Origin of the sequence: Streptomyces sp. NPDC059788 (assembly GCF_042732265.1) — a bacterium.
In the GTDB taxonomy this organism is placed as follows: domain Bacteria; phylum Actinomycetota; class Actinomycetes; order Streptomycetales; family Streptomycetaceae; genus Streptomyces.
Map to the genome: position 1 here is coordinate 52396 of NZ_JBHWHY010000023.1, position 12584 is coordinate 64979.

At 73.1% G+C, this 12584-nt stretch carries 10 protein-coding genes; 4 read left to right on the forward strand and 6 right to left on the reverse strand.

The window, feature by feature from the left end; genetic code table 11:
• Nucleotides 1-431 precede the first annotated feature (431 nt).
• Both snpA and ligD read right to left on the reverse strand, forming a co-directional pair.
• Entirely contained in the window at nt 432-1097 is a 666-nt protein-coding gene (gene snpA / locus ACFV57_RS21065) for a snapalysin (protein ID WP_385234249.1), read from the reverse strand.
• Nucleotides 1098-1416: 319 nt separating this feature from the next.
• A complete protein-coding gene (gene ligD / locus ACFV57_RS21070) occupies nt 1417-2304 on the reverse strand; it encodes a non-homologous end-joining DNA ligase (protein WP_385234251.1) in 888 nt (295 codons plus the stop codon).
• A 41-nt stretch (nt 2305-2345) separates the two neighbouring features.
• Here ligD and ACFV57_RS21075 point away from each other — a divergent pair, with 41 nt between their 5' ends.
• Together ACFV57_RS21075 and ACFV57_RS21080 are read left to right on the forward strand one after the other, a co-directional pair.
• Nucleotides 2346-3443, forward strand: coding sequence for a Ku protein (locus ACFV57_RS21075; protein ID WP_385234254.1), 1098 nt, complete (start codon nt 2346-2348; stop codon nt 3441-3443).
• 77 nt (nt 3444-3520) lie between these two features.
• Nucleotides 3521-3898, forward strand: coding sequence for an RNA-binding S4 domain-containing protein (locus tag ACFV57_RS21080; protein WP_385234257.1), 378 nt, complete (start codon nt 3521-3523; stop codon nt 3896-3898).
• A gap of 76 nt (nt 3899-3974) precedes the next feature.
• On the opposite strand, the gene ACFV57_RS21085 is transcribed toward ACFV57_RS21080, so the two are convergent.
• On the reverse strand, nt 3975-4388 hold the full coding sequence (locus ACFV57_RS21085; RefSeq protein WP_385234260.1) for a YchJ family protein: 414 nt from the start codon (nt 4386-4388) through the stop codon (nt 3975-3977).
• Between the two features lie 63 nt (nt 4389-4451).
• Nucleotides 4452-5420 (reverse strand): SGNH/GDSL hydrolase family protein, encoded by a 969-nt coding sequence (locus ACFV57_RS21090; RefSeq protein WP_385234490.1) that lies wholly within the window; start codon nt 5418-5420, stop codon nt 4452-4454.
• Between the two features lie 277 nt (nt 5421-5697).
• Between ACFV57_RS21090 and ACFV57_RS21095 the strand changes: the two genes are divergently transcribed.
• Nucleotides 5698-5895 (forward strand): hypothetical protein, encoded by a 198-nt coding sequence (locus ACFV57_RS21095; RefSeq protein ID WP_385234263.1) that lies wholly within the window; start codon nt 5698-5700, stop codon nt 5893-5895.
• Between the two features lie 13 nt (nt 5896-5908).
• On the opposite strand, the gene ACFV57_RS21100 is transcribed toward ACFV57_RS21095, so the two are convergent.
• Nucleotides 5909-6223: a hypothetical protein gene (locus ACFV57_RS21100; protein ID WP_385234266.1), complete on the reverse strand. Its 315-nt coding sequence runs from the start codon at nt 6221-6223 to the stop codon at nt 5909-5911.
• A gap of 193 nt (nt 6224-6416) precedes the next feature.
• Here ACFV57_RS21100 and ACFV57_RS21105 point away from each other — a divergent pair, with 193 nt between their 5' ends.
• Entirely contained in the window at nt 6417-6605 is a 189-nt protein-coding gene (locus tag ACFV57_RS21105) for a hypothetical protein (protein WP_385234269.1), read from the forward strand.
• 49 nt (nt 6606-6654) lie between these two features.
• Here the strand turns inward: ACFV57_RS21105 and ACFV57_RS21110 are convergent, their stop codons facing one another.
• The gene (locus tag ACFV57_RS21110) at nt 6655-12111 is read right to left on the reverse strand and encodes an amino acid adenylation domain-containing protein (RefSeq protein WP_385234272.1); all 5457 of its coding nucleotides are present in this window, start codon (nt 12109-12111) and stop codon (nt 6655-6657) included.
• Between the last annotated feature and the right edge of the window lie 473 nt (nt 12112-12584).

The following is a 12584-nucleotide window of genomic DNA, read 5'->3' on the forward strand; positions in this document are numbered from 1 at the left end:
CGCCTCCACGGCGGGGGAAGCGGCGTCACGATCATTACAGCGCCGGTCGCCGGACGAAGAGGCCCGATCGGTTTCCGACACGCGCCGTAACAGGGATGGGGGGCCGCCGACGTGGGTGGGATGGCCTGCCGGCGCCGGAAACGGAGAATGCCCCGGCCAGACGGGGGGAGCTGGCCGGGGCGGTCCGGGGAACGGGCGGGAACGTCGGTCACCTCTCGGTGAACGGTCCACCAGGCCCGTGATCAATTGAACGATAAACCATCGGATCGTCTTCCGCCAAACCGGACGGATGTGACGCATATCGCTCCATGCCGCCCGGACCGCGGCAGGGCTCGGAGGGACCGGATATCCCGGATGAACCGAATGGCCCCGGACATGCGCGTGCCGCGCGACGGGGTGCGAAGCCCCGCCGCGCGGCAGTCCTCAGGAGATCAGGAGGCCGGGGCGAGGCGCGCCGCGAGGCCGTTGCGCCACAGCGCGTCCACCCGGGCGCGCTCCTGCGCGTTCGGGTTGGTGTTCTGACAGGAGGTGCCGGGGCCGCCACCCGACATCAGCTCGCTGCACGGGCCCGAGTAGTGGTCGGGCAGGCCCAGCACGTGCCCCGTCTCGTGGGCCACCACGCGCGTGGAGTTGTACTGCTGGTTCTGCCGGTAGTCGAGGAAGATGTAGCCCCGGCCGTGGCCGTCGGTGCTCGCGTAGGAGCCGCGGGAGTCGTTGCCCTCGCGGTACGAGAAGTCGCCCCTGGAGCCTTCCTGGAGCTTCACGTTGTTCACCGAGCTGTTCCAGATCTGCGTGCTGCGCGCTATCTGGCTGCGGAAGGTGGGGGCGCTGCTCGCGTTGTACGTGACGGTGACCGCCTGGACGCCGGGCGTCGCCGCGCGCTTGGCGGCGGCGGCCTTCATGACGGCCTGGAAGAACGCCTTGTTCGCCGCGGCCTCCTCGGCCGAGCCGGCGTACTTGGCGATGGAGGAGGGGGTGGAGACGCTCGCCGCGGCGGGGGCGGCCGGGGCGGAGGCGGCGGTCGCCGGGACGGTACCGAGGGAGGCGGCCAGACCGAGGCCGAGCACGGCGGTGAGAACCGTACGGGTGGGTCTCATGGGGGACCTCTTCATCCGTGGGAGGGATTTGGTACCGGGATTGTGAAGGAATCAAGGTCCCCGCGGATGACAGCTTTTGGCGATAGTGCCGTGACATCGCCCCGCCCACCCGACCGTTCGGGAGGCCGCAACTGCCGTGTCCCGGCTGGGTGCCGGGCACGCGGAAGGCGTCGTTCACACCCCGGGCAAGGGAATGTGGCACCTGCCCGTGTCAGCGCTGCCTCCGTCAAATGACGTAGACCGCACGCGATCAACGCAGGTGCGGCTGTCGGCGCGGAGGGGAATGGACGCGTCCGGTGCGGTAGGGTCCGGCCGCGCGTCAGCGGGGCAGCGGGCGGGCCCGGTTGAGGTTGAGCAGCGGCGCGAGCAGGTCGCCGTGGCGCGCTCGGCGCACGGCGACGTCCTCGAAGAGGAACGTGAGCTGCTCCGGCTCCGTACAGGCCTCGATCTCGTCCCAGGTCACGGGCGCGGAGACGGTCGGCAGCCCGCGTGCGCGCACCGTGTAGGGCGCGGCGGTGGTCTTCGATGCCGAGTTCTGTGAGAAGTCGATGAAGACCTTCCCCGGCCGCAGCGCCTTGGTCATCCGGTGCACGACGTGGCCGGGCAGGGCCCGTTCGGCCTCGACGGCGATGCTCTTGGCGTAAGCGGTGACGTCGTCCGAGGGGGCCGGTTCGATCGGTACGAGAAGGTGCAGGCCCTTGGAGCCGCTGGTCTTCGCGTACGCGTTCAGACCGTCGGCCGCCAGGCGTTCCCGCAGCCACCGGGCCACCCCGCAGCACTCCACGACCGTGGCCGGCTCCCCCGGGTCGAGGTCGAGGACGAGGCGGTCGGCGACGTGCGGCGCGGCGGCCGTCCACTGCGGGGTGTGCAGCTCCACGACGAGATTGGCGGCCCACATCAGGGTCGGTACGTCGCGCACCAGCACCTGCTGCCGGGACTTCGCCGTGCTGCCGGGGACCTCGCAGGTCTTCACCCATGCGGGGGTCCCGGGCGGAACATTCTTGGTGAAGAACGTCTGGCCGCCGGGCCCGTCGGGATAGCGCAGGAAGGAGACGGGCCGGTCGTGGATGTGGGCGAGGAGCGCGCCCGCGGTGGTGGCGTAGTAGTGCAGCAGCTCGCCCTTGGTGGTGCCGGTCCGCGGATAGAGGACCTTGTCCAGGTTGGTGAGCGACAGCCGCCGCCCCTCCACGACGGTGATTGGCGACATACGATGACAATCCCACATAAATCCCACATGAGGGATGAGACATGCGATCTGTTTGGAACGGGGCTGTCTCCTTCGGGCTGGTCAGCATCCCCGTGAAGACCTACAGCGCGACCGAGCGCACCGCCTCGGTCTCGTTCGTACGCATCCACGAGAAGGACGGCGGCCGCATCCACTACCGCAAGGTGTGCGAGCTGGACGGGGAGGAGGTCCCCAACGAGGAGGTCGGCAAGGGCTACCAGGCGGCGGACGACACGATCGTGCCGATCACCGACGAGGACCTGGCCAGGCTGCCGCTGCCGACGACCAAGACCCTGACCATCCTGGCCTTCGTCGGCGCGGACGAGATCGACCCGCTCCAGCTGGACAAGTCCTACTTCCTGGGCCCCAACGGCGTCGCCGCGGCCAAGCCGTACGCCCTGCTGCGGGAGGCCCTGGAGCACCAGGAGAAGGTCGCGATCGGCAAGGTGGCCATGCACGGGCGGGAGACGCTGGCCATGCTGCGGTCGCACGACGGGGTGATCGCCATGCACACGCTGCTGTGGCCGGACCAGATCCGCTCGGCGCGCGCCGTCGCCCCGAGCGACGACATCGAGATCCGGGAGAGCGAGCTGACCCTCGCCGAGACGCTGATGGACTCGCTCGGCGAACTGGACGAGTCGGAACTGCACGACGACTACCGGGAGGCCGTCGAGGAGCTGGTCGCCGCGAAGCTGGAGGGCGGTGAGCCGACCGCGCCGAGGGCCGCGCCCGGCACCGGCGGCAAGGTCATCGACCTCATGGCGGCGCTGGAGAACAGCGTCCGGGCGGCGCGTGAGTCGCGTGGCGAGGGCGGCGGGGAGGCCGGGGCGGAGCAGGACGAGGAGTCGGCGTCGGTCACGCCGATCAGGGGCCGTAAGACGGCGAAGAAGGCGGCGGCGAAGACCGCGTCCGGCGGCGGGGCGAAAAAGACCGCGGCAGCGCGTAAGACATCCGGGTCCGCCGCGAAGAAGACCGCCTCCGGCAAGGCGTCGGGCGGCTCCGGCGGGAAGAAGGCGGCGGCCGGCGGAGGCTCGGGGGCGAAGAAGGCCGCGGCGAAGACGGCGAAGTCCACCGCCAAGAAGAGCACCGCGAAGCGGAGCGGCAAGAAGGCGTCGGCATGATGAGGCGAGACGCGCGCGGCCCCGTCCTTGTGTGCGCTCGGGCCTCCGTCGGCCACCGGCGGCCTTAGAGTCGGTGCATGGCTTCAGACGAGGGAACGGTACGCGTCGACAGCTGGATCTGGTCCGTCCGGCTGACCAAGACGCGTTCGCTGGCCGCGACGGCCTGCCGCGGCGGACATGTACGGGTCAACGGGGAGCGGGTAAAGGCCGCCTACGCGGTGCGCGAGGGCGACGAGGTGCGCCTGCGGCACGCCGGGCGCGAGCGCATCGTCGTGGTCTCGCGACTGGTGCGCAAGCGGGTCGGCGCCGCGGTCGCCGCGGAGTGCTTCGTCGACAACAGTCCCCCGCCGCCGCCCCGCGAGGAGGTCGCCGCCGTCGGCCACCGCGACCGCGGCGCCGGTCGGCCCACCAAGCGGGACCGGCGCGAGCTGGAGCAGCTGCGCGGCGGGCGCTGAACCGGGCGGGCCGGCGGGCGACGGTACGGGGCCGGGCGGCTTCCCGTACCGCTGGCCCGTACCGCCGCCCGGCGGGTCACAGCTCGCTCAGATACACCCAGGCGCCTTCGTCCCGCACGAAGCGACTGTTCTCCTCCTGTACGCCGGACTCGCCGCGCAGCGTGTAGTGCGCCCGGAACTCCACGGTGCCCTCGCTGTGGAAGGCGCTGCCGCCCGTCGTACCGACGATCTCCAGGCGCGTCCACCGCTGCCCCGGCTCGAACTCCAGGTCCGCCGGGCGTGTCGCGGGGTGCCAGGTGCGCAGCAGGTACGGCGCGTCGCCGGCCGCGAAGGCGCTGTAGCGCGAGCGCATCAGCCGCTCGGCCGTGGGGGCGGCCGTCTGCCCCTGGTGGAAGGGGGCGCAGCACTCTCCGTAGGTGGCCTGCAGGCCGCAGGGGCAGGGGGCTGACGGGTCGATCGCCGTTCGCCGGCGCGCGTGGAATCTGGACACCCCTAGATTGTGACGGCTGCGGGGAGTCCTCCGGCCGGTGGCCCCGTGGTGTGGAGCGCCCCGTCAGCCGGTGGCGCCGCGCAGCCAGCCGTCGACCGTCGCCGCCACGGCGCGGGCGAAGCGGCCGATGCCCGGCGACCGTACGGGGCACGCGCGGGGCGTGGTGGTCGTCGGTGCCAGGCAGAAGTGCAGGGCGTCGTCGACGCGGTGCAGGTCGGTGGTGCCGCCGCCGGGGGCGGGGTGGGTGCAGTACGCGGGGTGCGCGCGTTCATAGGCGTCGCAGGGCAGTTGGCGGGCCCACCGGTAGCGGTCGTCGGCGGGGCCGAGCGTACGGCCCGCGTCCGCGTACAGGTCGCCGGACGCGGCGGCCTGCGCCGCGTAGACGGCGTTGACCCGGCGGACCCGGTCCGGGTGGAAGGCGTCGGGGGCCTGGGAGGCCCAGACGATCTTCGGCCGGGCGAGACCGGCGGCCCGCGCCGCCGCGGCGATTTCGTCGGTCAGTGCCCGCGCGTCCGCGGCGTACCGGTCGTAGTAGCCCGCCGTGCCGTGGGTGGCGCCCGCCATGCACGGCGTGTAGCCCCAGGCGTTCCCCCAGAACTGGAGGATCACGACACGCGGGCGCAGCGTCCGTACCAGCGTGGCCGCCTTGTCGCGGTCGGGGACCAGCGACCGGCCCCGCCAGGCCGTCAGGTAGTCGCACAGCGTGGTGCCGGAGTGCGGCGCGCTGTGCAGCTTCGCCCGGCCGGTCGCGCCGAGCCGTTCGGCGAGGGCCTGGCCGCTCTCCATGGCCAGCGAGTCACCGAGGTAGAGGGCGGGTACGGCACGGCGCCGCGGCTCGGGCGCGCCGTGCCCCGCGGACGTGTGCGGCGCGGGGGTGGGCGCACCGCCGCCGGCGGCCGGCGGGGACACGCCCGTACGCGGGCCGGACGGCGTGTCCATGGGGTCGGAGGCGAAGACGACGCTCCAGCCGAAGGCCCCGACCAGGGCCAGGGCCACCACGCCGAGCAGCGGTACCACCCAGCGCTGGGTCATCGGGCCGCCCCTGGTCGCGTACGGCCGGCGGCTCATGTCAGGTGCACTTCACACCGGCCCGGGCAGACCAGAGAAGCACACGGCACGCCGCGCGAGAAGACCGCGGTCCGGTCATGGACGCGGCGGCATGCGCTGCCGCCGTCCCGCACCGCGGTCCGGCCACGGACGCGGCTCCGCACGCCGTGCGGAGCCACCGGACCGGCCCCATCATGGAAGCAGCGGAGGCACTGCCGGCCCGGCGGGACTCTCCGACCCGAGCGATCTTTCGGGAGGCGCCATGGGCAAGGACGACACTCCGGGTTCCGACGAGGCCCGCGCGAGGCTGCGGGAGCTCTACACGGGCGGCGAGCGCCCGTTCGATCCGGAGGACCTGGTCATGGCCAGGGGCCTGGAACCGACACCCGAGCGGATCGAGAAGGCCCGCAGGCTCATCGAGGAGAAGGGGGCCGCGGCGATCGAACGGTATCTGCCGTAGCGGCGCCGGGCGCTCAGTTCCGGGCGGACAGAGCGGCGATGCGCTCACGGTAGGCGGCACTGTCCTGCCGGCTCAGCGGCAGCCGGCCGTCGCCCGCGAGGTGCGACGGGAGGTACGCCGCCTGCTTGACCGCCTGGAACAGCGGGCCCGGCAGGTTCAGCAGGAGCTGGCCCTGTTCGGCGGTCTCGATGACCATCCAGGAATCGGAGCCGCGGTCTTCGGGGGCGGTCGGTTCGATGGTGCTCACGGCCGTCACGGTCAGGGTGGGCGGTACGTCGGTCGTGGCCGGTGCGTGGGTCTCCGTCGTGTTCTCGTTCTCCGTACTCATGTTCCCTCCCTAACAACCGGATACGGGCCCGGGCCACCCGGTGCGCCGAGTCGTGTCTCACAGTGGCCGGGGGAATGCGGGACGGGAGCTGCGGAAGGAGAGGTGGGCGGCGGATATGGGCCGCAGAAGAGACTTGGCCAAAGTGACCCGTCCGGCACGCGCCGAAGGGGACCGATCACCGATCATGGCCGTCATGAGCGAGGACATCCACACCACCGGCCCGGCGCCGGACCCGGCACGGCACACACACGACCGGGAGCGCCGGCAGGCACGCCTGGTGCTCGCGGGGCGTGCCGAGAGCGCGGAGGATCTGGCGATGCTGATCGACGCCCTGGGGCTCGATCCCCGTGAGGACCCCGGCCCGTCGGAGCGGCGCAGATAGGCCGCAGCCCCACGGACCGGCCTGCCGGTCTCCTGGCCGGTGTGTTCCGTCAGGCGGCGGGGCCCGGGTCCGTCGCGGCGTCCATCGCATCGGCGAGGGATTTCGGCCGCATGTCGGTCCAGTGCCGCGTCACGTGGTCCAGGCAGCCCTGCCGCGTGTCCTCGCCGTGCACGACGCTCCAGCCGCCGGGCAGTTCGGCCGCCGCGGGCCACAGGGAGTACTGGTTCTCGTCGTTGACGAGGACGAGGTAGGCGGCGTCCGGGTTCTCGAAGGGGTTGGTCACGGCGTCGGCTCCTTGCGGGGGCGTCGGGTCGGTTACGGAGGAGTGGAGCAGGGGCGCGACATCGTCGGGGCGGAAGCCGAGCGCGGGTGTGTCGCCGAGCAGGCGGGCCACGGCGTGGTGCGGGACCACGACGCCCTTGGGCTCGCCGGTGGAGCCGGAGGTGTGGATGACGTACGCCGGGTGCGCGGGGAGCAGCGGACGGCGGCGCTCGTGGTCGCGTACGGGCGCGTCGGAGCACCGGCGGAGGGCGTCGGCCAGTTCGGGGCCGTCCCATACGAGGTGCGGAACAGGGGGCGCTGTCGTCGGTGTGCGGGTGGTGAGGAGCAGTACCGGGCGGGTGGCGCGCAGGATCTGCGCGTTGTGCCCGGCGGGCCGGTCCGGTTCCATCGGCGCGTAGGCCGCGCCGGTCTTCAGCACCGCGAGGACGGCGACGACGAGGTCGGACGAGCGCGGCAGTTCCAGGGCCACGAACCGTTCGGGTTCCGCGCCGCGTTCGATGAGCAGCCGGGCGAGCCGGTTGGCGGCGGCGTCCAGTTCGCCGTAGGTCAAGGTGGTGCCGCGGAGCGTCACGGCCGGCGCGCCGGGCGTGCGGGCCGCCTGGTCCGCGAACAGCTCCGGCAGCAGGGCCGGACGCGGGTCCCGGCCTTCGGTGTCCGTCTTCTGCTCCTCCAGGGCAGCGGCGCGTTCCTCTGCCGTGAGCACGTCGAGTCCGTCGATCGTCCGGTCCGGGTCGGCGGTCACGTCCGTCAGCAGACGCCGCAGCCGGTCCAGGAAGGTCTCGACGGTGGTGCGGTCGAAGAGGTCGGCGTTGAAGTGGGCGGCACCGGTCACCGCGCCCGCTCCGGCGCCGCCGGGCGTCTCCGTGATGCTGATTTCCAGGTCGGTGACGAGGGCGCCGGTGTCCAGTACCCGTGCCTCGGCGGTGGTGCCGGACAGTACGGGGGCCGTATCGGGGGTGTTCTGCCAGACCAGCATGGTCTGGAACAGCGGGTGACGGTCGCCGGGGCGGCCCGGCCGCAGCGCGTCGACGACCCGTTCGACCGGCACGTCCTGATGGGCGTACGTCTCCAGGACCGTCTCCCGTACGCGGGTGAGCAGGGAGCGGAAGTCCGGTGCGCCCGAGGTGTCGACGCGCAGCACCAGCGTGTTGACGAAAAAGCCGACCAGGTCGTGCAGCACCTCGTCGGTGCGTCCGGCCACGGGGGTGCCGATCGGAATGTCCTCGCCCGCGCCCAGTCGCGTCAGAAGTGCGGCGAGTGCCGCCTGCACCACCATGGAGGGGGTCGCGCCGCACTCCCGCGCCAGCGCGCGCACCGCTTCGGTGAGCGCGTCGTCCCACTGGAAGCGGCAGGTCCCGCCCGCTCCGGTGGGCTCTTCCGGGCGCGGCCGGTCGTACGGCAGCGCGATCCGTTCCGGCAGTCCGGCCAGCTTCCCCGTCCAGTAGGCGAGTTGTGCGGCGGCCGTGGTGACTCCGGTGCCGTCGTCCGCGTCGAGCAGTTCGTGGTGCCACAGGGCGTAGTCGGCGTACTGCACGGGCAGCGGCGCCCAGGAAGGGGGCCGCCCCTGCCTGCGCTCCTCGTAGGCGTGCGAGAGGTCGCGCCACAGAGGCGCCAGTGACCAGCCGTCCGCCGCGATGTGATGCAGCGTCAGGGACAGCAGGTGTTCCTCGGGACCGAGGACGAACAGGCGGGCCCGTACGGGCGGCTCGGCCGCGAGGTCGAACCCCTGGCACGCCGCCTCGCGCACCAGGCCCTGGACGGCGTCCGGGGTGGTCTCGGTGACCGTCATCCGAAGCCGTACGGCCTCCGGGGGCAGTACGGACTGACTCGGCCCGTTGCCGCCCTCCGGGAAGACGGTGCGCAGCGGTTCGTGGCGGACCATGACGTCGCGCAGTGCCGCTTCCAGGGCCGGCCGGTCGAGCCGCCCGGAGAGCTTGAGGGTGAGCGGGACGTGATGGGTGTGGCGGGGCCCTTCGAGGCGGTGCAGGAACCACATCCGGCGCTGCGCGAAGGACATCGGCAGCTCCGCGGGGCGGGGGTCCCGGTCCGTCGGCGCGGGACGGCGGTGCCCGCCGGTGGTCAGCCGCGCGGCCAGGCCCCCGGGGGTCGGCGTCTCGAACACAGCGCGCAGGCCCAGTTCCGTGCCGAAGACCGACCGCACCCTGTTGACCAGTCCGGCCGCCAGCAGCGAGTGCCCGCCGAGGTCGAAGAAGTCCTGGTCCGGGCCGACTTCGGGCAGGCTCAGGGTCTCCGCGAAGAGACCGCACAGGATCTCCTCGCGGGCGTCGCGCGGTGCACGTCCGCCGAGGTCGCCGTCCCGGTCCGGCTCGGGCAGTGCCTGCCGGTCCAGTTTGCCGTTCACCGTCATCGGCAGCTCGTCGAGGACCATGACGAAGGACGGGACCATGTGCTGCGGCAGCCGGGCCGCGACGGACCTGCGTACGGCGGCGGCCAGCGCGGCGACGGCCCGGCGCCGGGCGGGCTCGCCGGTGAACGCCCGCAGGGAGCGCGTGTCGCCGGCGACGCGTACCGCGGGGCGGTGGACATCGGTGTACGCCACGGCGTCCGCCCCGGGGCGCGCGCCGCCTTCGGTGAATGCGTGTTCCTCCTGTTCCCGCAGGAACACGGCGTCCAGGCTCCCGTCCTCCTCCTCGGACCAGGTGACGAGCGCCCGGTAGCCGACGGCCGCCGCCAGTTCGTGCAGGTCCTCCGGGTCGGCGGTGGGTCCGGTGCCGAGCGGCCCGGCAGTTTCTTCGGCGTCGTCCAGACGCGCGTTGGGGATGCCGCTCACCCGCAGGACGCCGGGGCGGCCGGTGCTCAGCCGCTCGACCAGGGACGGCAGGCCGGGGACCTCGCTCCCCCACCGCACACAGGGCGCGTCGGCCAGGGAGACCACGGGAACCGGCCCTTTGCGCAGCACCACGTCGTACCGGTAACGGCTCAGTTCGTTGTGGTGGCGTCCGCGTTTGACGCGGATGTCCACCACGCTCACCTCGGGCAGCGGCCCGTCGGGCAGAGCGGCGAAGAAGCCGGGCGCGACCAGCAGTTCCTTGTCGCGTGCCAGGCTCCGCCGGACCGCGGCCGGCAGGGCGCCGCCGTCCGGTACCGCGCCGCGCACGCCCCGGGTGCCGGTGCGCTGCCGGTGCGTCGCGGTGTGGAAGTGGCGGGCCAGCCGGAGGTCGCGTACGTCGCCGACGAAGAGGGCGCCGCCGGGCGCGAGGCGGTCGAGCGCGCCGCGCAGTACGGCGAGGAAGTAGCCCGCGTCGGGGAAGTACTGGGCGACGGAGTTCAGTACGACGACGTCGAAGCCGCCTTCCGGCAGGCCCCGCGTGTCGTCTGCGGCCTGGCAGGTCAGCGTGGTGCGGGCGGCCAGGTCCGGGTCCGCCGCCAGCTTGCCGCGCAGTCCGGTGACGGCCTCGGCGGACAGGTCGGTGCCCCAGTAGCTCTCGCAGTGCGGGGCGATCCGGGCCAGGAGGAGGCCGGTGCCGACGCCGATCTCCAGGACCCGGCGGGGCCGCAGGTCCCGTACCCGGGCGACCGTGGCATCGCGCCACTCCCGCATCTGCTCCAGCGGGATGGGCTGCCCGTCGGCGCTGTTCCGCCATCCCGCGAAGTCCTCGCCCAGAGCCGCGGGCCGGTCTCCGGAGGCTGCGTACAGGTCGTCGTACACCTGCCGCCAGACGGCCAGCGCCTCGTCGGTGCCCGCCGCGCGCGCGGTGGTTCCGGCATCCGCGGGGCCGGGGTGCGGGACGACGTAACCCACCAGGCCGGGCCCGCCGTCCACGCTGTGGTGGACGGCCACGGCCGCCTGTGCGACATCCGGATGGGCCGCGAGCGCGCACTCCACCTCCCCCGGCTCGACACGGAACCCACGGATCTTGACCTGGTCGTCGGAGCGGCCGACGAAGTCCAGGCCGCCGTCCGGCCCGCGGCGCACCAGGTCTCCGGTGCGGTACATCCGGGTCCCGGGCGGGCCGGACGGGCAGGCCACGAAGCGCTCGGCGGTCAGCCCGGGACGGTTCAGGTAGCCGCGTGCCAGGCCTTCGCCCGCGACGTACAGCTCGCCCGTACCGCCGGGCGGCACCGCGCCCAGCCGGTTGTCCAGGACGTACAGCGCCAGGTCCGGCACGGCCTCCCCGATGTTGCTCGCCGCGCCGGTCCGGGCGCGGAACCGGTCGTAGGGGGCGTAGGTGGCGTGCACGGTGGTCTCGGTCGTGCCGTACATGGTGACCAGCAGCGGCGCGTCGTCCGGGTGCCGGTCGTACCAGTCGGCGAGCCGGGCGGGGTCGAGCGCCTCGCCGCCGAGGACGACCGTGCGCAGCGGTCCGCCCCGCAGCACGCCGGGGTTCTCGCGGTCGGCGGCCAGCAGCGAGGAGAAGGCTGTAGGTGTCTGGTTCAGCACGGTGACCCGCTCGCGGGCGAGCAGGTCCAGGAACTCGGCGGGTGCCCGGCCGACGCGGTACGGGACGACCACGAGCCGGCCGCCGGTCAGCAGCGCGCCGAACAGTTCCCACACCGAGACGTCGGAGGCGCAGGAGTGGAAGAGGGTCCAGGTGTCGTCCGGGCCGAAGCCGAACCAGTGCGCGGTGGCGGTGAGCAGGCGGATCACGTTGTGGTGGGTGACCACCACGCCCTTGGGGGCGCCCGTGGAGTCCGATGTGTGGATGACGTACGCGCAGTCCCGCGGGCCCGTCCGGCCCCCTCGTTCGGCGTCGGTGAGGGGCGAGTTGTCGTCCAGGAGCCGCCGTGTGCGGTCGTCGTCGAGCAGGACGACGGGCACGCCGTCCGGGCCGCCGCCTCCGCCGGGCAGCCCGCCGGCCGCCTCGCACACCGTCAGTACGGCGGCGGGCGCGGTGTCCCGCAGCAGGAAGGCGACGCGCTCGGCCGGGTACCCGGGGTCCACCGGCACATAGGCCGCCCCGCACTTGAGCACCGCCAGTACGGCCACGACCAGGTCCGCCGTGCGCGGCAGTGCCACCGCCACCATCCGCCGCGGGCCGGCGCCCCGGGCGAGGAGCACGCGCGCCAGCCGGTTGGCGGCGGCCTCCACCTCCCCGTACGTCATCCGCAGGCCGCCGCACACCACGGCGACGGCGCCGGGCGTCCGGTCCGCCTGCCGGGTGAACAGTTCGCCCAGCGTCGCGCGCGGAGTGGCCCGGCCGGTGTCCGAGGCACCGCCCGGCGTCCCGCCGGGCCGTACGCCGTCCTGTTCGTCGAACGTCACTTTCGTAGACCTCTCGCACAACGGGCGCGCGTCAGGACGGCGCGGAGCCACACAGCGGGGAAGGGAATGCGGCAGCGCGGTACCGGACGGTCGGCTCGGGTTCCCACGCCGTGTCGATATGCGGCAGACAAACCCGTCCGACGGTACTCGTATATTTCTTGTGACAATTTCCCGGCGCCTTGTGCCGTACCGCTTTCGCGGCCGATTCCGCCGCGATCCGCCGGTCGCAGAAGCCGGGTACGTGAATGGCGGCGATCTCGTGCGCGGCCCGGACACCGGCATCGGAAGCAGTCGAAGTCACGTCGTCACTCTCCACTCAACGGTGCGCGGCAGGGCAGGACCAGCACCGAACGGCCGCGGGCGCTTCACCCGCACGACCATCCCGGCCCCCCGGAAAGAAAAGCCGAGGCGGCAGCGAAGGATATGAGCGAACCCACTGCCTGTTCCGCTCCCGTATCCGCCCGCATATCACT

What these genes read in the sequence shown, in the direction of transcription:
- snpA (WP_385234249.1), bottom strand. Translation starts at nt 1,097, where the DNA reads ATGAGACCCACCCGTACGGTTCTCACCGCCGTGCTCGGCCTCGGTCTG.
- ACFV57_RS21075 (WP_385234254.1), top strand. Translation starts at nt 2,346, where the DNA reads ATGCGATCTGTTTGGAACGGGGCTGTCTCCTTCGGGCTGGTCAGCATC.
- ACFV57_RS21100 (WP_385234266.1), bottom strand. Translation starts at nt 6,223, where the DNA reads ATGAGTACGGAGAACGAGAACACGACGGAGACCCACGCACCGGCCACG.
- ACFV57_RS21095 (WP_385234263.1), top strand. Translation starts at nt 5,698, where the DNA reads ATGGGCAAGGACGACACTCCGGGTTCCGACGAGGCCCGCGCGAGGCTG.
- ligD (WP_385234251.1), bottom strand. Translation starts at nt 2,304, where the DNA reads ATGTCGCCAATCACCGTCGTGGAGGGGCGGCGGCTGTCGCTCACCAAC.
- ACFV57_RS21105 (WP_385234269.1), top strand. Translation starts at nt 6,417, where the DNA reads ATGAGCGAGGACATCCACACCACCGGCCCGGCGCCGGACCCGGCACGG.
- ACFV57_RS21090 (WP_385234490.1), bottom strand. Translation starts at nt 5,420, where the DNA reads ATGACCCAGCGCTGGGTGGTACCGCTGCTCGGCGTGGTGGCCCTGGCC.
- ACFV57_RS21080 (WP_385234257.1), top strand. Translation starts at nt 3,521, where the DNA reads ATGGCTTCAGACGAGGGAACGGTACGCGTCGACAGCTGGATCTGGTCC.